Here is an 18,466-nt window from a genome sequence, read left to right on the forward strand (position 1 = left end):
GCGTCGCCGGAATAGTCGAACACTTCTCCGTCGTCGAAGCGAATGCGATAGAAGGGAGTGACCGGACGCAACTCCACATGGTCGGCGAGCCGCTCACCGCACAGCGTCCACAGCTCCTCGAACAGAAATGGCGCGGTCACGATCGTCGGTCCGGCGTCGAACGTGAAACCGTCCTGTCGATACACGTACGCGCGACCACCGGGCGCATCAAGCTTCTCGAGCACGGTCACCTTGTAACCGCGCGCGCCGAGCCTCACTGCAGCCGCAAGCCCGCCGAATCCGGCGCCGATCACCAGCGCGACCGGAGGACTGCGCCTGGGCCCGGGAGACAGTCCGGACGGACTGGGAAGTGTCAACATTGTGTGACAATATAGAAGTCCGAATGGAGTGACAACTGAAAAAGCCACGCCGCATTTCCGCGCTTGTCGACGCTCGCGCCACGCCGGGGAGAGAGCCCTCGAATGGGCTTGGCCACGATGAAAGCCGACACAGTCGGCGAACCTGCGCGTGTGGTGCTGTCGCGAAAATATCCGCTGATTCGTTCGTCCGGCGTGGAGGTTGAAATGGACAGCGTTCCGAACATCCGCAACGCCGTGGTGTCGTTCGACAACGAACCGTTGATCCTCGTCGACGAGGATGATCGCGAAATCGGCTACCTCCCGAAGTCCGAAGCACATCTGGGCGCCGGACGCCTTCACCGCGCATTTTCGTTGTTCGTGTTCGACGAGCGCGGTCGCCTGCTGATGCAGCGTCGCGCGGCCACCAAGCGACTGTGGCCCGACTACTGGTCCAATACCTGCTGCAGCCATCCGCGTCGCGGCGAAGACATCAACAGCGCGGTTCACCGTCGTCTTCACGAAGAGCTGCGACTCAGCTGTCCCCTCGAGTTCCTGTTCAAGTTCCAGTACCAGGCGCAGTTTGATGCGGCGGGTGCGGAGAACGAGTTGTGCTGGGTCTACTCGGGCTGCTCGAACACCGTGCCGGATTTCAACCAGAACGAAATCTCCGATGTGCGTTACATCGAGCCCGCTGAGCTCGACCTGGAAATGAAGCGCCACCCGCGTGATTTCACACCGTGGTTCAAGCTTGAGTGGGCGCGGATCCGGCGCGGTATCGCCCGCACCGCCTGACGCTCGCGTGGCGATGTCCGCTCAGGCGACAGTGTTTGCCGAGGTATCGACGACGTCTGTGGCTGGCGCCAACGCCAGCCGTGCGGCCACGATCCGCAAGACCGGCATGCTGCACGCCAATGTGAGATGACCGCCGGGCACTTCGACGTTTTCCGTGCACGGGCCTTCCAGCTCGAGCGCGTTCCGCCACGGCACGACTGCATCGCTTTTCGAATGGATGGCTGTCGTTGGCACGACCGGCACCGCGTGCGAAGGAACGAAACCGGGGTCGCCAAGCGCACTGCGAAGCGTCTCGAACGATCGAATCCATCGGTAGGCGCCGGCGAGTTCTGCCGCGCATGGCTGGATCGGAGTTCCCAGCGTGATTACCCTTCGAACCAGCCCGGGTCGACGGCGCGCCATTTCGCGCGCGTAGAGTCCACCGGCACTCCAGCCGATCAGAGTGAGCGTTTTCGCGCCGTCCGCAATGTGTTGCGCATGAGCGAGCAGGCGTTCGAGCACGCGCAGGCTGAGGCCGAGATTGCGGCCCTCGTTCCATCCGTGAACCGCGTAACCGAGTCGATCGATCGCGCGCGCCATTGGCGCCAGCGCAAGGTCACCCGTTGCGAACGCCGGCAGGAGCATGACCGGATGACCATCGCCGTGCGCCAGTGATTCGGTCGAGGCCGCGGATTCGAAATCGGACCGTTCGCGCGACGTGTGCGTCTCCCCGAGCAGGAGGCGCATCGCGCCGAACCCTGTCGCTCTTGCACGATCTGCCACGGGATGTGTGTTCCGCATGCCTAGCGCCTTGCTGGCGCGCGTGCGCCCTTGACGACGCTCGACAGCGACGCCGCGTCCGCGTAGGGCAGTGGCAGGTACGTCGCATCCATTGCTGCGGCGAGCAGTGCTGCAGCGACTTGCGGGCGCGGCGAGGTATCTAGGAACAGCGTGGTGATCGACGCCGCACGCAGACGCGACGCGGCGGCACGCGCATCGGACTCGGCCCGCTCACGGTTTCCGGAACCATCTCGCGCAATGTTCGCCCGACCATCGGTGAGAAGGACCAGCGTTGCCGAATGGCCTGCGCGCTTGACCTGTTCCGCGAGCGCGATGCCGGCATCGATCGCGGCGGCGAGCGGAGTACCGCCTCCGCCGGGAAGTCCGGCGAGGCTGCGTTTGGCGCGAATCAGCGAACGGGTCGGCGGCAACAGCAGTTCGGCGTCAGTGCCACGGAAGCCGATCACGGCCACCTGGTCGCGTCGCACGTAGCAGTCGGCGAGCAGCAACTCGACTGCGCCCTTCGCTTCGGCGAGCCGGTTGATTGCAGAAGACCCGGAGGCGTCGACGACAAAGATGGTGGTGGTCTGCGTGCGCTGTCGATAGCGCGTGACGTGGAAATCCTGGCGACGGATCTCGACGCGCCGGGCCAGCGATGGTGCTCGCGCAGCGCGTCGCAAAGGCTGCCACGGCGCTGCCGCGCGCAGCGTTTCGACGAGATTGAGACGGATGCCGGCAGACGGGTCGCCCGGTCGTGTTCCTGCCGGACGGCCGCGCCGCATCGATTGCCGCAGTGCGCCGGCCCGACCGTCGGTCCGCGCGCGCGACGCGCCGCTGTCCTGCACACGCAACCGTTGCAGCAACCCGCGTGGAATCGCGGCGACAGTGGCGGCAAGAAGCAGCTCATCGAGTGGCATGTCAGGTCGATCGGACTCATCGCCGTCGTCGTGCGGATCGCTCTCTCCCGCGGTTGATGGAGGCGGTTCGTTGCGTCCGGACTCATCCGGCGCAGGCGGCGGGTCGGATCTGGTTTCCGAGGGAGCAGCCTGCTCCGGCAGAACGGCCGCCCGCGGCGCGAGCACAAGCCGCACCGCGCACGCAGCGTCCTGGTCCGTTGGTTGCGCCCGTCCGTGCAACGCGGCGAGCGCACAGGCCGCGCGTATCGCCATGATCGATGCACGGACCGACGCAACGCCGAGCTTCATCGCCACCGAACAGACTGCTTCGCAAAGATCGTCGCCGCGAATCCGAGCAAGTCGCGTTCGCGCGAGCGCAATGGCATCCGCATCGAATACGGTCGCGTCGACGTGCTTCGCGCGCAGTCCCGACAGATCGATGAGGAAAGGCAGTCGGTCGAGCAGACTCGCCCGCACAGGTTCCTCGTCATCGCCCGCTTCGTCCAATGCAATGACCCCGATCCGTGCAGGCGTCCGGGACGCGAGTCCGTTGCGCTCGAGCACGACAGTGTCGGTATCGAGCACCGCCGCGATGTGCGCAAGGGTGGACGCATTGAAGCGTTCGGCCATCGGCAGCACGAGGAAGCCGCCATCGGCGTCCGCCAGGATGCCGCGCTGTGCGATCGCACGACCTGCGCCAAGGGTCGCCGCGAGGTCGAGCCCGCCGAGGAGCCGCTCGTCGCCGACATTCACCGGCACCCTTCGCAGAGGCTCGACCGGCGGCAGGTAGTCGCGCAACAGCCCGAGCCAACGATCACGCGCATGCCCGTGCGGGGCGCGGATGCATGCGCCACGCAAGCCGGTCGGATTGATCGCAATCAGCGCCGCGGCAAGCGCTGCGTCCGCCCAGCGCGCCTCGTCGTCCGCGTCGCTCACGCGGCCGTTCCGGGCCCGAACAATTGCGCCACCGCGCGTTCGACCCGAGCGGTGGAGCCGGTGTCGTCCAGTGGATCGCGGCGCAGGCGATGCCGCAACGACATCGATGCGGAGCGGCGCAGATGGTCGTCACCGACGACCGCATCTCCGGCCAGCGCGGCGAGCGCGCGGGACGCACGGACCAGCGTCAGTTCGCCGCGAAGACCGTCGGTACCGAGGCTCATGCACAACTGCGCGGCACGCTCGAGCGCACTGTCGGGAACGCCGATGGCCGGGAGACGCGCACGCGCCTTGACGATGTGTCGCCGGACGCGGTCGTCGTCTTTCTTCCAGTGCTCGATGAAGACGGTGCGATCGCGTTCGAAATCGTCGCGGCGTCGGACCACCGCCACACGCGCGCCGAGGTCGGTCGGCGTCCTGACTTCGACCGAGAGGCCGAACCGGTCGAGAAGTTGCGGCCGCAATTCCCCTTCTTCCGGATTGCCGCTGCCGATCAGCACGAACCGCGCCGGATGTCGAACCGACAGGCCTTCGCGCTCGACCAGGTTTTCACCCGACGCGGCGACGTCGATCAGCAAGTCGACGAGGTGATCTTCGAGAAGGTTGACCTCGTCGACGTACAGAAACCCGCGATTTGCACGCGCCAGCAGTCCCGGTTCGAATGCCTTCACGCCATCGGCGAGTGCGCGTTCGATGTCCAGCGCGCCAACCACGCGGTCCTCGGTGGCACCGAGTGGAAGGTCGACAACCGGGACGGGAATGCGATGCGCCTTGAGCGCGGTGTGTTCACTGCGCGCACGACAGTCGGCGCACCACTGCTGTTCTGTCGCCGGGTCGCAGGCGTAGACGCAGCCGACGTTGGCACTCATCGGCGGCAACAGCGCCGCAAGCGCGCGCACCGCGGTGGATTTGCCGGTGCCGCGATCGCCGAACACCATCACGCCGCCAATGCTTGCGTCGACCGCGGCGATCAGCAGCGCCTGCTTCATCTCCTCCTGGCCGACGATCGCGGAAAAAGGAAAAGGCTGTCCCATGGTCGAGAATTGTCCGCCGCCGAGGAAGGACCGCTGCGGGTCCGAACGCGCTACGATCGCCCACCGTACCGGACGGAATTCGCACTTGACGTCAAGTTTAGCAGACACCTTCGGGCGACTTTTCGTGATTGTCGACCGGAGGACCCCGCATGCATGCGGGTCACTCCGCGTTCGCCGACCGAACCGGCATCAATGAACGTCGTTCGCATGAGCCCTTGAGATGGATACGGGCCGTCCCGAACCACCGGGTCCGTTGTCGTTGTCCGCGCAGCTTCGTGCCAGGACGCGCGACCTGCACACCCAGGCCGAACGCAGCGGGATCATGCGCGCGCTTCTCCGCGGCGATGTGCAACGGGCTGCGTACGTGCTGCTTCTACGCAACCTCCACGCGATCTATGCTGCGCTGGAAGCCGCCCTTGAAGCGCACGCCGCGCATCCGCTGATTGCGCCGCTGTACGACCCGTTGCTGTGGCGTCGTCGTCCGCTCGAACAAGACCTCGATGCGTTGCATGGCGCCGAATGGCGCGATCTCGCCATTACCCCGACCACCCGCGACTACGTCATTGTGGTCACCGCCGCGAATCCCGCGACGCTGGTGGCGCACGCCTATGTCCGCTATCTCGGCGATCTCAGCGGCGGTCAGATCCTTGCACGCATCGTGCAGGCATCGCTGCAGCTCGAGGGGACGGCTGGCTCCGAGTTCTACCGTTTCGCCACGCCCGATGCGGGCGCTCTCGCGCAACGCTTCCGGCGCCAGCTGGACGGCATTCCCGTCAACGCTGCCCTCGCAGCGATTATCGTCGGCGAGGCACGTCGATCCTTCTCGATGCACGTGCGACTGTTCGAGGAGCTGGCGGTCGCTCCGCCGTCCTGATCGCCCGGCGAACTCAACCGTCGCGATCTTTTTCGTAAGCGCGCAATTGCGAGTAGATCGCGGTCGCACGTTGCGTGGCTGTTCGAAGATCTTCGATCAACGCTGCAACTCCGCTGTTGCCGTTGCCGTCCGCAATGTCGATCGCCGCAAGACGCGCGTTGGTGAGGATCGCACCGACCAGTGCGTCTGGCGGCTGCGCGCTCGCCAAATCGGCGGCGTTGCGACCATCGGCCCGACTCGCCTGATAGAGCGCCTCCTCCAGTTGTCGACGCGCCGCCTCGGCGCGCTTGTTTTCCGACAGATCGGTAAAGATCAGGATGAATCCAAGCACTGCACCGAGCGGACCGGGGACCACATCGGCGCGAACGCCGACCGGGACATGGGGCGTGGACACGCCGCCAAACCGAAGCTCGCCTCGCCACGGTCGACGCTGCTCGCGAATCGTGCGGAGCATCGCACGCGCATCCGCCGACTCGGTGAAGGCACCCGCAAGTTCGTCGAGCGTGCGGAGTGCCGATGTGCCGATCAGCGTATGGAACATGTCGTTGCTGAAGAGAATGTTGCCGCCTGCGTCGGCAATGACGACCGGCTCGCGCGCGTTGGCCACGGTGACGCGCACGAGGTTCAACTGGTGCTGCGCGATGAGCAGGCGCACCGCCTGGATCTGCACGATGATGTCGATCAGCGTGACGCCGATCGCGCGCGCAAGGGCAATCTCGGCATTCGACCACGGCGATGCGGTGCCGCGGACGATCTGCGACCACGCCTCGAATGACCGTCGCGGCGACAGGTTCATCGGATCGTTGTCGATCACCGCTTTGGACGGATCTCCCGCCCACGTCACCTCGCTGTACTGTTCGGCGCGGAACCACATCAGGTAATCCGGCCGCGAAATCGAGAGCTCCAGGGCGATCAACCCGCTCGCGGTCGGACTGATCGACGCGAACGCAGGGTTTTCGCGCGACACCGATGAACAGCAGAACATCGAATCGGTCTTCTGCGCGGCGACCCACGCAAGAAGTTTCCGCAGCTCGGGGGTCGATGGCACGTCGCCAACGGTCTGGATCTCGTCTTCGAAAAACAATGCCGCACCCGTTGCATCGAGCGGTTGCAGCAGCGTTCGCGGGCTGCGAAACAGCGCGCGCCGCCAGTCGCCATCCGTGGATGTGGCGTCGATCAGCCGCTGTTCGAGCGCACGCACAAGAATGACCCCTTGCGCGTGCGCGTAATTCTCGACTGCAGTGATGCGCGTCGAGATGACTTCGGCGAGCAGCCCGCACGCCGCACGCAGGCTGTATCCGATCCGCCGCGGCGAATAGTGGTGGCAGGCGATCAGGCCCCACAGGCGACCTTCGCGAACCAGCGACACCACCAGGGTGGCGGTGACGCCCATGTTCTTGAGGTACTGCAGGTGGAGCGGTGACATGCTCCGCAGGTAACACAGCGACATGTCCAGTTCGCTGCTGTCGGGCAGCACCGGAACCGGCTCGTAGTGGACGTCGACGAGGACGCGGACGCGATTGCGAACGTAGAGCGCGCGCGCGCGATGCGGGATGTCGGTCGACGGATAATGATGTCCCAGCAGGGATTCGAGCGATTTCCTGCGTGCTTCCGCAATGATCTCGCCGTGACCGTCCGGATCAAACTTGTAGACCATCACCCGGTCGTAGCCCAGCAGCGCGCGCAGCGATTGCACCACGGAGTCAGAAAGCGCGGTCACGCTCGTCGCACTGCTGAACCGCTCGACCGCAGTGCCAAGCTGCAGGCGCAGTTCCTCGCCCGTGATGTCAATGCTCTCGATCGCAGACACGTCCGAATCGACGGGCTCCAGCTCGACGATGAGTCGCTCTCCGGCAATCCGATGAAGGATGCCTTCGAACTCCAGTGCACGGGAATTTCCGGTTGCATCGACAAAGCAGCGCAGAGGTTGCGGTTCGTCGAGAAGGTCACCGTCAAGCAGTCGCTCGATTCGACGTTGCAGGTTGCCGCCGAGTTCTGCGATCGAGCGACCCACCAGCGCCTCAACGGGAATCCCCAGGAGACCTGCGACGTTTGCGCTCGCCATTTCCACGCGCAAGCCGGTTTCATGAAGGACCAGCAGCACGCCATGTGGCTGCACGGAACCCGCAAGATGGATCAGCTCGCGCTCGCAGTTGGTGAGGTCGGCCTGACCAAACGCCGGACTGAGCAGCAGGCCCGTCATTTCCGGCCCGCAAGACGGCCGGGAACACGCTCGTGTTCGCAGGCGCGCAACATCAACCGGTGACCGGAAGCGACCACGCGCTCAATGCACGTTGCGATCAGGACGTTCGCCATCGTCGAGGTGCTGCATCGTCGAATGATGCGAGACGCGGATGAGAAATCCGACGAGGCCATCCTGCCCGACAACCGTCGCCGAGAATTCCACATCGACCCGATCGGCGCTTGCGCGGCGCAGCCGGCCAGCCTGCAGGCCGAGCGACCCTTCGCGCCGAACACGCGCGAGTAGCATTCCGATGCTCGATTCTTTCGATCCCGCGGGGTCCACGAAAATCCAGTCCTCGAGATTGCCGCCGACGATGTGCCGACCGGGGGGACATTGCAGCAGATCAAGCAACGCCTGATTGACGATTTCGATGCGACCGGCACCACTGCAGACGACCACCGCATCCGGAGCGCGACGAATGAGGTCTGCAAATATCCGGTCCGCGTCTGCTCCAACCGAAATGGCATCGCGCGCCGTGTCGGCCCGTGGCGCAATCGACGCGGAAAGGAACATCACCACCAGAACCGGCACCGCCTCGTTGTCGAACGGCGTCACCGAAAACCCGATCTCCGCCCGATCATCGCCAAGCCGCAGAACGCCTTCCGCGACACGCGCGGTGCGGCGCGCCGCCTCGAGACCAGCGGTCAACTCCCGCTGCGCATCCGCGCTGAACAGATCGGCGGTTGACCGACCTGCAATCTGCCGGGTTGATTGTCCGAGCATGCGTGCAGCAGCTGCGTTCGCGTCAAGGACACCCAGGCTCGACGCATCGAAGATCAGCGCGGGCTCGCTCGACACCTGGAACAGCAAGCGGTAGCGCGTTTCCGCCTGGCGATGCCGCCAATGGTCACGCTCCATGTCTTTCTGGCTTTGCAGCAGACGCTCCTGCATCGCGGCGACCGCGCGCATGTCGCGACCGACGGCCAGCGTCGGACCCTGATCGCCCAGCCGGACCGCGGCATACGCAATCGGGATGTCCAGACCTTCGGACGCGTGCTCGACGTGGCGCAGTCGCGACACGCCGGTGCTGGCGAGATCGTCGAGAACCGCCTCGACCTTCTCGCGCGTGTTCCCGGTGACGGTGTCGCTCCAGCGCTGGCCGACCCACTCGCAAGCCGATTCGGAAACGGCCTGCGTTTCGCCGAGTGCCACACTCCGGATCACTCCGCCCTCATCGAGCACAAGTGCAATGTCGTAGGCGACCGACACAAGCATGTCCGCAAGCTCCGGTGCAAGGTCGGACAACGCACTGAGATCCGCGAACGGACGAGGCTTTTTGCTCATGTGCCGCTCCTGCACGTGCGAAACGACGTGGAGCGGGTTGCTCGTTGTCGCCGAACTCGAAATCGCCGGATCGACTCCATCGATTCAGCCACTGCCCATGATAGTTTTTTTTCTGTCCGGCTGCGAAGAATCCTGCGGAGAGCCTTCCTGCGCCGACGGCAGCGTGGACCTGGGCGACGCCGGACGCCAACGCCGGGAAAGATCGAGCAGGTGGCCGATCAGGGACGCGACCAGCGCCACCGCAATCCACGTCCACGACTGCCCGGTCAGAGCGGCACGCAACGCAAACAGCAGACAAGTGCCGGATGCGAGATTGATGAGCAGGTCAGTGAACGAGATCCCGCTCGACGTGCGCCGGAAGTAGAGGCCAAGTGCGAGCGCTTCCACCAGCATGACGGCAAGCACCAGATCGACGATTCGGCCGGAGCCGAAAAACGCGACCATGCTGTCTGCAGTCATGGGTCAACCGCCTGTGAAAGGTCCGTTGAGACGGATGATGGCGAGATTGAGGATCGACGCGAAACTGACCCAGACGAGGTATGGCGTCAGCAACAGGCTCGAGGTGCGCGAGTAATTCCACATCAGCACCATCAGAGTGACGATCGACGACCACAGCAGAGACACCTCGTACAACGCGAAATCCGGCCGGTGCATGCGGAAGAACAGCACGCTCCACACCACGTTGAGAACGACGTTGGCAGCGAACACGATCAGCATGCGGCGGCGGCTCGTCGCATCGGGAGCACGACGCCAGGCCAACAGTCCCGAGAGCGCGGCGAGTGCGAAGATCGTCGTCCAGACTGGACCGAACAGCCAGTCGGGCGGCTGCCACGACGGTTTTTGAAGTGCGTAGTACCACGCACTGAGATCAGTCGCGAGCGCGCCGAATCCGCTGGCGGCGGCAGCCGCCAGCAATGCGATCACCACCGGCTTCCACCGCTGCCGTCCAGTCCGCGTCATGCCGGAGCAAGGCCGAGAAGGTGAGCCAGATCCTTGAAGAAGATGCGCACATGCGCCATCGGCTTGCGGCGCACCAGTTCCTTGTTCATGTAGGCCTCGAAAGTGAGTTTCTGGACGTCTGGATCCTTGCAGATGCTGACGAAGCGCTCGCGCCGTCCTTCGCTGCTGTACCAGAAGCGCTGCATGATGCCGAGGACCCAGAACACCAGTCCGTGCAACTTCATGAATTTCTTGCGCGCGAGCTTCAGCGATCGCACGTCACCGGTCACCAGCAACGCCTCGACCGCCTGCGCCGCAAACTGTCCGCCGACCATCGCATAATAGATCCCCTCGCCGGATGCAGGCGCGACGACGCCCGCCGCGTCGCCCGCGAGCACCACGTCGCGTCCATTGTCCCAGCGGGGCAGCGGTTTCATCGGAATCGGTGCACCCTCGCGCCGAATCGTTTCGCCATCGAGCTGACTTGCGCCGCGCAGCGCGCTGACCGCGGTTCGCAGCGAGAATCCCTTGCGCGCACTGCCGGTGCCGATGCTGGTGGTTGCGCCATGAGGAAAAACCCACGAGTAGAAATCGGGCGACAACTCGCCGCGATAGATGACATCGCAGCGCTGCGCATCGAATGCGGCATGAGGGACCGTCGGCGAACGGACGATCTCGTGATAGGCGAACACGTAACGCATGCGCTCGGCCCCCTTGATGGTCTGCTTTGCGACCTCGGATGTGGCGCCATCCGCGCCGATCACTGCACGGGCGCGCACGCTGTGCACGGCGCCGGCATCCGGGTCAGCGCCCGGACGGTAGTGGATTCGCGCGACACCATCGCCGTCGCGACTGAAGAGCTTGAAGGTTCCGCTGCGCAGATCTGCGCCACTCGCGACCGCGCGTTCGCGCAACCATGGGTCGAAGGCTTCGCGATCGACCATGCCGACGAATCCATTTTCGATCGGAATGTCCACATTTTCAGATTTTGGTGAAATCATCCTCGCGGAGGTGATCTTCGCCACCAGAAGATCATCGGGAATCCCGAAGTCGCGGATCAGACGCGGCGGAATCGCGCCACCACACGGCTTGGTGCGACCGGAGCGGTCAAGCAGCAACACCGATCGACCGCCTTGAGCCAGTTCATGCGCCGCCGTCGCGCCTGCCGGGCCGCCACCCACGACGACGACGTCGAAGATCTCCGTACCATCCGATGCACGATTCATGTTGCTGTCTCCCGTGATGCCGATGCGGCCGTGATGGCGGGCCGCGACTGTGCTGTCCTGTCCGTTTCCGACGCGCCGATGCCGGCGGCAAGTCGCGCCGCCGCGAGGAAGAGCAACGCCTCTGCAGCGAACACCAGACCGTTGGCGCTTCCCGGCGAGGCGACGAACAATCGCGCGAGGTCGCTGCCCGCAGCTCCGAGGAATCCGCCGAGTCCGAATGCGACGGCCTGCGCCGCGCCCCACAGTCCCATGCGCACTCCTTCGCGCGACCCGCGCCCACTACCGGCGAAACTCATCATCGAACCGATGGCCGCCACGGCAAACGCTCCGTTCGCGACGCCGAGCACGAAGACGTTCGGCGTGAGCGGCCATGACTGGCCGATCGATCCACCAATCGACAGCAGAACCAGCGCAAGCGCCGACGCGACGCAACCCAGCACTGTCCAGGTGCGCAACGAACCGATCCACGACCCCCGCAGCGCAGCGCACGCGAGGTTGACCAGCAACATTCCGACCAGCACGCCGCCGTGCTGCACACCGGACAGCTGCGTGGATTGACCCGGGGTCATCGAGAAGACAGACCCTGCGAACGGTTCGAGAATCAGTTCCTGGCCGCTGTAGGCCAGCATCGACACGAACACGAACACGGTGAACCGACGTGCCTGCGGTTCGCCCCACACCTGCGCGAGCGCTTCCAGAAAGGGCGGCTTCGCCGTTGCACCGTCGGAGCCCGCGGACATGGGCGTTTCACCGCCTGCACCGCGGCCTTCGAGACCGGCGACAGCGACAAGCGTCAGTGCCAACGCAATCGCAGAGACCGCCGCGGTGAGCTCGACGAGCCGGACCGCCGAATAAGGATCCAGCAACTTTCCGACGATGATCGTCGTGATCACGAACCCGGCGATCATCATCAGCCACACGGCGGTGGCTGCCGCGGCGCGGCGCGGCGCGTCCACCCGCTTCGCCAGCAGGACCAGCAATGAGGTCCCCGCCGCACCGACGCCGGCGCCAATCAGCACGAATCCGCCGAACGCAGCGACGATTCCTCCGACCCGCGATGTTTCCATCCATGCGATCGCGAGCGCTGCGAGCACTGCACCCGCGCCGAGCGTCGCGATGCCGCCGATGATCCACGGCGTGCGCCGCCCACCAATGTCGGAGCCGAAACCGAATCGCGGCCGCAGGATCTGCACCGCGTAGTGCAAGCCGACCAGTGCGCCTGGGAGGATCGCCGGCAGCGCCAGCTCGACAACCATGACACGGTTCATCGTCGAGGTCGCGAGGACCACGATGGAACCCAGTGCCGCCTGGACGAGCCCGAGGCGCGCGATCGCTGACCAGCCGAACAAGGCCGCCTTCATGCGCCCGCTCCGGTCAGGCTGCGCAGTGCGAACGCGCTCACCATCATGCCGCTGACGAACAGCGGAACGCCAAACCCGCTGTACCACAGTGCGCGATCGACCGCGCTGCGCGTGAAGCGCTCCATCATCAGCACCTGCGCAATCAGCAGTCCGCCGACGACCAGTGCCTGCACAGGGCGATCCCATGCAGCGAGAAGGACGATCACCATCACCTGCGAAAGCGTCATGATCAGCGCCGCCGCGTAGGCCGCGCCATCGATACCGAGCTGCACCGGCAGCGATGCGATGCCCATCGCGCGATCGCCCGCGATGGCCTTGAAATCATTGAGCGTCATGATCCCATGCGCGCCGATGCTGTAGAGACCGGCCAACGCGAACGAGCGAACATCGGGCATCGCGCCGCCCACCATCACTGCGGCGCCGGTCAGCCAGGCGAGGCCTTCATAACTGAAGGAGCATGCCGTATTGCCAAACCAGCCGTTGCGCTTGAGGCGAAACGGCGGTGCGCTGTACGCCCACGCGAGCACGAGGCCAAGCGCAGCGGCGGCAAATCCCCAAGGACCGAGCTGCGTTGCGACGAGCAACGACAGCAGAGTCCAACCAATGCCGATGTACAGCCCCCATCGTCCCGGAATTCGTCCGGAAGGAATCGGCCGCTGCGGTTCGTTGATTGCATCGACCTCGCGGTCGAACCAGTCGTTGACTGCCTGGCTCGTTGCGCACACCAGCGGTCCGGCCAGGACGATCCCCAGAACGATCACGCCCCAGCGTCCGTGCCCCGGCATCCCCGAGGCCACCGCTCCGCACGCAAACGCCCACATCGGCGGAAACCAGGTGATCGGCTTCAGGAGTTCAGCGACGGCCGAAAGGGCGACCCGTGGCATGCATTTTCCAGACGAATCGGACGCCCCGAGCGTTGCACATGACGCGTCAATGTGTCCAGCATTCGTGACACTTTTCAGCGCCGCGTTTGCCGGTGCGAAGATGCGGCCATGGGCAACGGTGCGACCCGCGCTTCAAGCGGCGCGACCATCACCTATCGATCGCCTGGCGAATCCTCGCAACCGCCTTGTTTCCCGGGCGTTTCCTGGCTTGACGGGTTTCGTGGTGCGCGTGTCGTGACGTAGGCCTCGACGCCGAATCCGATAAGAACAAGGAGCAGGACCCAATCGAGGATCGGAACTCCTGCAAAGGTCATGCTCACGTTTCGGCGTCGTCGGACTCGCCTGTCGCATCGCCAAGACCGTAGCGTCTCAGCTTTACGTAGAGGCTCTGCCGGCTGAGACCAAGCACCTCCGCTGCTGATGCGCGATTGTCGCGCGTCAATTGCAACGCCGCCTCGATGCACAGCTTTTCGACCAGATCGGTGGCGTCGCGGACCAGTTCCTTCAGCGGAACGCGACCGACCAGCTCGGTCAGCTGCGCGACTGAGCGCGGCTGGTCTGCGACGTGGCCCGTTGCGTCGGACGCAATGCGCCGACCAACATCGCGGATGTTGAATCCCATGCACGGCGGATCGGCCGCTGGCATTGCGACACCGGAGACCTCGACCTCGGCAACGGCGCCGTGCTCGCCGGTCAGCGTCGTGGCGAAGAGTCGAATCGTGCCGTGTTGGCGCAAGTTGGCCATCAGCACGCTGAAATCGACGCGCGAGCGACCGATCCAGCGATCCAGTGATTCACCGCGCGCCAGCGCGTCCGATGGCATCTGCGACAGATCGAGGAACGCGCGGTTCGTGGCGACGACGCGCCCGTCGATGTCGGTCACCGCAAACGCATCCGCGGAAAACTCCAGCGCGCGAAGCACGGTTTTCGGCAACTGCGCAGGCCCCATTTCAATCCGCGGCAGCGCAATGCGCAAAAGATAGAGCGCGTCGTTGCCCTGGCGCAGATAGAACGACGACACCAGGTATTCGCGCCTGTCGATGCCGAGTCGGATCGAAATGTCGTCGGTGCGGCCTGTGGCCCGCGCGCCCGCCACGAGAGTCTGCATGACTTGTGCGTTTTCGACACCGAGGCACTCGAAGACCGTCTTGCCGATCACGCGTTTGGCGGAATCGCCCAGCAGCTCCGCGACGGCTGGATTGGCCTCCACGACCTTGTCGGTGGCCGCATCGACGATGAGGATCGCCTCGGCCGAAATCTGGAACAGCATGCGGTAGCGCGTTTCGACGTTCCGCAAACGCCAGTAATCGCGTTCCATCGACTGCTGCGCGTCCATCAGACGCTGCTGCAGCCCGGTCATTTCGCGCATATCGCGGCCGAACGCGACGATCTGCCCATCGCGACCTGCGCGCACTGCGGAATACAGCACCGGCACGTCGCCGCCGCGCGACGAATTGTGATTGACGTAGCGCCACTTGTGATCGCCGGGATCAGCGGCGTCGCGCAGCAGAGCCTCGACTTTGGACCGGCTGTCCGGGGTCACGGTTTCGATCCAGGGCTGACCGATCCACTTTCGGTAGCCCTCCCTCGCCATGTCTTCGCTGCCAAAACTCACATCGACGACAGTGCCGTCGGCATCGAGGATCAGCGAGAGGTCGGCGGCGGCGGTGACGAGTGCCGCAACGCCCGTCGCGTCGAGCCCGCCCAGCCAGCTGCCGGGACTCGGGACCTGCTTCACGCGCGGAGCTCGTATCGAAGCATTGACCTTCGCGACCTCAATCATCGGTTTCCGAGCCATGACCCCATATCCAGATCCTACGGTTGTCGTTCGGCACCATTTCCCTGGCCGTCGCGACGTGCGGCAAGCGATTCGGCCCTGGCGAGTGTATCGCGAGGATCGCCTGTACACCCATCGGCACCGATGCCTGCACCCCGTTCCGGATGGGCGCCAAACGCCGGGCCGCTGACCGTGACGCCGACCGCTCCGTTGAGGGAGGTGCGCCGCATCTCCGCGATGTCCGCCGACAACTGCGGCAAACGTCCGGAGCAACTCGACGCGACATCGATCACGTCGAACCACTGTGTTTGCAGGATCTGCGCAAGCTGTGGGCGCGACGACGGAAGGGTGCGCCAGACGTGCCATCCGGCACGATAGAAGAACTCCGCGGTCATGCAGCGGTAGAACTCCGTCACCATGAAGACGCCCAGCATGTTCTGTTCGCACGGCGCAGAAAGGACCAGGGCCCTGCGACCGCACGCGGTCGCCTGCATCGCGAGCGGCGTATTCGCACTCAGCGAATGCAGCACATGCTTCAGGTTGAGCATGCCGAGCGCGACTTCCTCGAAGTGGCAGACGTCGGCCTGCCAGCGCTCCAGGATCAGGTTCGCCGTCGGCATGAGCAGTTCGAGGTAGAGCGCCTGTGGCGTCGTCGCGTCGGACAGCCGCGCCGAAACCCAGTCCCACACTGAGGACGCACGCTGAGTCGAGACCAGTGCGCTGAACTCCAGCACGTCCGGACGTCCAGGAGACCACGATGACTCGACCATCGGCGTCGACGATCGATAGGCGACCATCAGCCGGGGTATGACTTCCATCTCGACCGCGCGACCGAGATCTCCAGTCCCCAATGTCGAGCCGGACGCGCCGCGCGAGCGGCCATCCTCGCGATGCGGTTCGGTTTTTCCAGAACCCGTCTTCAGCGAACGGCGGGTCGAGTTGCGCCATGCGCCAGGGCGCGTCACACGGTCAGGCGTCAAGCCGTTCATTTGGTTTCCTCCCCCAAATACACGGTGCGGATGTTCTTCGACGCTGCACTGGGTCGGTTTCCTGGAACAACAAGGACGCCGGCCAATCGCTGTTGGAGACCTTTTTTAAGGCCTTTTTGAAACGTCGAACCCTTGGCCCTTCGAGCAAAGTCAATCTGGCGGGCTGCGACGGATCGTCCCACCGGCCGCGCGACTCGTCAAACCCTTTTCCGCACATCCGACACTTTTTCGGTGTAAGGAAACTTAGACGTCGCATTTAGTTGACAGTCAGAAACCGCGGGTCTAGATTCCGAACGGTCAACGACGAGCGGCGGATGCGAAGAAATGCGGCAGGATTCAGCGAAACCGCAGCCACGGGCACCGCTTTACACGCCCGAACAGCGGCTACGTCGCGATGCGTCGGGGTGGACGCTCGTACAGGGACTCCTTGCGCCGGTTCAATTCCTGGTTTTCCTCACCAGTCTTGCGCTGGTGTTGCGCTATCTCGACAGTGGGGCTGGGGAAACGGCTGCAACGATCTCGGTCGTGGTCAAGACGCTCACGCTGTATCTGATCATGATCACCGGCGCGATCTGGGAGAAGGTCGTTTTCGGACGCTATCTGTTTGCGCCGGCGTTCTATTGGGAAGATGTGTTCAGCATGCTGGTGCTGGCGCTGCATACCGCCTACCTCGTCGCTCTCGCGACTGACTCGCTCGGCGTCACCGGGCGGATGGAGCTTGCGCTCGCGGCGTATCTCGCCTACGTCATCAATGCCGGGCAATTCGTGCTGAAGCTGCGCGCTGCGCGTCTCGATCAGGCGCGATCCTCTGTTGGGGCTGGTCGCACGCCGATGGTTGTCGCCGAATGAACATCCCCCTTCGCGTCGAAGAGTGTCCGAGCACCGCTCACCCCGCGCCGGCGATTCTGCGCGAGCGTGGACAGCGCGAGGTGTTTTGCGGGCTGACCGGCATCATGTGGCTGCACCGGAAGATCCAGGATGCGTTTTTCCTCATCGTCGGATCGCGCACCTGCGCGCACCTGATGCAGTCGGCAGCGGGCGTGATGATCTTCGCGGAGCCGCGTTTCGGCACCGCGATCATTGAGGAACGCGACCTCGCCGGGCTCGCCGACGCAAACGAAGAACTCGATCGCGTCGTCACCACCCTGCTCGCCCGACGCCCGGACATCCGGCTGCTGTTTCTCGTCGGTTCGTGTCCGTCCGAAGTGATCAAACTGGATTTGTCGCGTGCTGCAGAGCGCTTGTCTTCAAAGCATTCGCCGGCAGTGCGCATCCTCAACTACTCGGGCAGTGGCATCGAGACCACCTTCACGCAGGGCGAAGATGCATGCCTCGCGTCACTGGTCCCCGTGCTGCCGACCGACAGCACCGGTGAGCGTTCGCTGCTCGTCGTCGGCGCGCTGGCCGATGTCGTGGAAGACCAGTTCCGTCGGCTGTTCGATCAGCTCGGCATCGGGCCGGTCCATTTTCTGCCGCCGCGGACCGCGCGCGCGCTTCCGCCGGTCGGACCGCACACCCGCTATCTGCTGGCGCAGCCGTTCCTCGCTGAAACAGCGCGGACTCTCGAGGACCGCGGCGCGGTTCGTCTCGCCGCGCCATTTCCGCTCGGTGCACAGGGCACCACGGCGTGGCTGCAGTCGGCGGCTCGCGAGTGGGCGATCGAGCCGGGTCACTTCCGCGCCGTCACCGCGGTGGCGCACGAACGTGCACTGCATTCGGTGTCGCGCTATCGCGCCCAGCTGCAAGGCAAGCGCATCTTCTTTTTTCCCGATTCGCAGCTGGAGATTCCACTCGCACGCTTCGTGGCGTCCGAACTGGGCATGCAGCTGACCGAAGTCGGCACTCCGTTCCTGCATCGCCAGCATCTGGCCGAGGAGCTGGAGTTGTTGCCTCCTGGCACACGGCTCAGTGAAGGCCAGCATGTCGATCGACAGCTGGATCGCTGCCGCGAAGAACGGCCTGACCTCGTGGTCTGCGGACTCGGTCTGGCCAATCCGCTGGAAGCGGAAGGCATGACCACCAAATGGGCCATCGAACTCGTCTTCACGCCGATCCATGGCTACGAGCAAGCCGGCGATCTCGCGGAGCTGTTTGCGCGTCCGCTGGTGCGACGCATGAAACTGGTGGCCTGA

At 64.7% G+C, this 18,466-nt stretch carries 17 protein-coding genes; 4 read left to right on the forward strand and 13 right to left on the reverse strand.

Annotation, left to right across the window (positions count from 1 at the left end; all coding sequences use genetic code 11):
- Nucleotides 1-359: NAD(P)-binding protein (locus ABIV12_RS04815; RefSeq protein WP_348056792.1), on the reverse strand; the 359-nt coding region annotated here is incomplete at its 3' end.
- Between the two features lie 117 nt (nt 360-476).
- On the opposite strand from ABIV12_RS04815, the gene idi reads away from it, so the two are divergent.
- Entirely contained in the window at nt 477-1,130 is a 654-nt protein-coding gene (idi, locus tag ABIV12_RS04820) for an isopentenyl-diphosphate Delta-isomerase (protein ID WP_348056797.1), read from the forward strand.
- Nucleotides 1,131-1,151: 21 nt separating this feature from the next.
- On the opposite strand, the gene ABIV12_RS04825 is transcribed toward idi, so the two are convergent.
- From ABIV12_RS04825 to bchI, 3 genes are read right to left on the reverse strand one after another with little or no spacing between them, the layout of a single operon-like run.
- Nucleotides 1,152-1,856, reverse strand: coding sequence for a hypothetical protein (locus ABIV12_RS04825; RefSeq protein WP_348056799.1), 705 nt, complete (start codon nt 1,854-1,856; stop codon nt 1,152-1,154).
- 56 nt (nt 1,857-1,912) lie between these two features.
- On the reverse strand, nt 1,913-3,721 hold the full coding sequence (locus ABIV12_RS04830) for a magnesium chelatase subunit D (RefSeq protein WP_348056801.1): 1,809 nt from the start codon (nt 3,719-3,721) through the stop codon (nt 1,913-1,915).
- Nucleotides 3,718-4,755: a magnesium chelatase ATPase subunit I gene (gene bchI, locus ABIV12_RS04835; RefSeq protein WP_348056802.1), complete on the reverse strand. Its 1,038-nt coding sequence runs from the start codon at nt 4,753-4,755 to the stop codon at nt 3,718-3,720. The genes ABIV12_RS04830 and bchI overlap by 4 nt, the downstream gene beginning before the upstream one ends.
- 220 nt (nt 4,756-4,975) lie before the next feature.
- Between bchI and ABIV12_RS04840 the strand changes: the two genes are divergently transcribed.
- Complete coding sequence (locus ABIV12_RS04840; RefSeq protein ID WP_348056804.1) at nt 4,976-5,629, forward strand: biliverdin-producing heme oxygenase; 654 nt, start codon at nt 4,976-4,978, stop codon at nt 5,627-5,629.
- A gap of 13 nt (nt 5,630-5,642) precedes the next feature.
- Here ABIV12_RS04840 and ABIV12_RS04845 read toward each other — a convergent pair whose 3' ends face one another.
- The 9 genes from ABIV12_RS04845 to ABIV12_RS04885 form a co-directional block, all read right to left on the reverse strand.
- A complete protein-coding gene (locus ABIV12_RS04845) occupies nt 5,643-7,832 on the reverse strand; it encodes a GAF domain-containing protein (RefSeq protein WP_348056806.1) in 2,190 nt (729 codons plus the stop codon).
- Between the two features lie 81 nt (nt 7,833-7,913).
- Nucleotides 7,914-9,158 (reverse strand): PAS domain-containing protein, encoded by a 1,245-nt coding sequence (locus ABIV12_RS04850; protein ID WP_348056808.1) that lies wholly within the window; start codon nt 9,156-9,158, stop codon nt 7,914-7,916.
- Nucleotides 9,159-9,242: 84 nt separating this feature from the next.
- Nucleotides 9,243-9,617, reverse strand: coding sequence for a hypothetical protein (locus ABIV12_RS04855; protein WP_348056810.1), 375 nt, complete (start codon nt 9,615-9,617; stop codon nt 9,243-9,245).
- A 3-nt stretch (nt 9,618-9,620) separates the two neighbouring features.
- Entirely contained in the window at nt 9,621-10,118 is a 498-nt protein-coding gene (locus ABIV12_RS04860) for a TspO/MBR family protein (protein WP_348056812.1), read from the reverse strand.
- Nucleotides 10,115-11,323 carry a geranylgeranyl diphosphate reductase gene (locus ABIV12_RS04865; protein WP_348056814.1) on the reverse strand — a complete coding sequence of 403 codons (1,209 nt, stop codon included), beginning with the start codon at nt 11,321-11,323 and terminating at the stop codon, nt 10,115-10,117. The genes ABIV12_RS04860 and ABIV12_RS04865 overlap by 4 nt, the downstream gene beginning before the upstream one ends.
- The gene (locus ABIV12_RS04870; protein WP_348056816.1) at nt 11,320-12,684 is read right to left on the reverse strand and encodes a BCD family MFS transporter; all 1,365 of its coding nucleotides are present in this window, start codon (nt 12,682-12,684) and stop codon (nt 11,320-11,322) included. The genes ABIV12_RS04865 and ABIV12_RS04870 overlap by 4 nt, the downstream gene beginning before the upstream one ends.
- On the reverse strand, nt 12,681-13,568 hold the full coding sequence (gene chlG / locus ABIV12_RS04875; protein ID WP_348056818.1) for a chlorophyll synthase ChlG: 888 nt from the start codon (nt 13,566-13,568) through the stop codon (nt 12,681-12,683). The genes ABIV12_RS04870 and chlG overlap by 4 nt, the downstream gene beginning before the upstream one ends.
- A 316-nt stretch (nt 13,569-13,884) precedes the next feature.
- On the reverse strand, nt 13,885-15,306 hold the full coding sequence (ppsR, locus tag ABIV12_RS04880) for a transcriptional regulator PpsR (protein WP_348056820.1): 1,422 nt from the start codon (nt 15,304-15,306) through the stop codon (nt 13,885-13,887).
- Between the two features lie 77 nt (nt 15,307-15,383).
- Nucleotides 15,384-16,334, reverse strand: coding sequence for a hypothetical protein (locus tag ABIV12_RS04885; RefSeq protein ID WP_348056822.1), 951 nt, complete (start codon nt 16,332-16,334; stop codon nt 15,384-15,386).
- A 324-nt stretch (nt 16,335-16,658) separates the two neighbouring features.
- On the opposite strand from ABIV12_RS04885, the gene bchF reads away from it, so the two are divergent.
- Both bchF and ABIV12_RS04895 read left to right on the forward strand, forming a co-directional pair.
- On the forward strand, nt 16,659-17,183 hold the full coding sequence (bchF, locus tag ABIV12_RS04890; protein WP_348056824.1) for a 2-vinyl bacteriochlorophyllide hydratase: 525 nt from the start codon (nt 16,659-16,661) through the stop codon (nt 17,181-17,183).
- On the forward strand, nt 17,180-18,466 hold the full coding sequence (locus ABIV12_RS04895) for a ferredoxin:protochlorophyllide reductase (ATP-dependent) subunit N (protein ID WP_348056826.1): 1,287 nt from the start codon (nt 17,180-17,182) through the stop codon (nt 18,464-18,466). Before bchF ends, ABIV12_RS04895 begins: the two co-directional genes overlap by 4 nt.

Origin of the sequence: Dokdonella sp. (assembly GCF_039926425.1) — a bacterium.
Lineage (GTDB): Bacteria > Pseudomonadota > Gammaproteobacteria > Xanthomonadales > Rhodanobacteraceae > Dokdonella_A.

Coding starts and splice junctions, on each gene's coding strand:
- idi (WP_348056797.1), top strand. CDS start 477: ATGAAAGCCGACACAGTCGGCGAACCTGCGCGTGTGGTGCTGTCGCGA.
- ABIV12_RS04825 (WP_348056799.1), bottom strand. CDS start 1,856: ATGCGCCTCCTGCTCGGGGAGACGCACACGTCGCGCGAACGGTCCGAT.
- bchI (WP_348056802.1), bottom strand. CDS start 4,755: ATGGGACAGCCTTTTCCTTTTTCCGCGATCGTCGGCCAGGAGGAGATG.
- ABIV12_RS04840 (WP_348056804.1), top strand. CDS start 4,976: ATGGATACGGGCCGTCCCGAACCACCGGGTCCGTTGTCGTTGTCCGCG.
- ABIV12_RS04845 (WP_348056806.1), bottom strand. CDS start 7,832: ATGACGGGCCTGCTGCTCAGTCCGGCGTTTGGTCAGGCCGACCTCACC.
- ABIV12_RS04850 (WP_348056808.1), bottom strand. CDS start 9,158: ATGAGCAAAAAGCCTCGTCCGTTCGCGGATCTCAGTGCGTTGTCCGAC.
- ABIV12_RS04855 (WP_348056810.1), bottom strand. CDS start 9,617: ATGACTGCAGACAGCATGGTCGCGTTTTTCGGCTCCGGCCGAATCGTC.
- ABIV12_RS04860 (WP_348056812.1), bottom strand. CDS start 10,118: ATGACGCGGACTGGACGGCAGCGGTGGAAGCCGGTGGTGATCGCATTG.
- ABIV12_RS04865 (WP_348056814.1), bottom strand. CDS start 11,323: ATGAATCGTGCATCGGATGGTACGGAGATCTTCGACGTCGTCGTCGTG.
- ABIV12_RS04870 (WP_348056816.1), bottom strand. CDS start 12,684: ATGAAGGCGGCCTTGTTCGGCTGGTCAGCGATCGCGCGCCTCGGGCTC.
- chlG (WP_348056818.1), bottom strand. CDS start 13,568: ATGCCACGGGTCGCCCTTTCGGCCGTCGCTGAACTCCTGAAGCCGATC.
- ABIV12_RS04885 (WP_348056822.1), bottom strand. CDS start 16,334: ATGAACGGCTTGACGCCTGACCGTGTGACGCGCCCTGGCGCATGGCGC.
- bchF (WP_348056824.1), top strand. CDS start 16,659: ATGCGGCAGGATTCAGCGAAACCGCAGCCACGGGCACCGCTTTACACG.
- ABIV12_RS04895 (WP_348056826.1), top strand. CDS start 17,180: ATGAACATCCCCCTTCGCGTCGAAGAGTGTCCGAGCACCGCTCACCCC.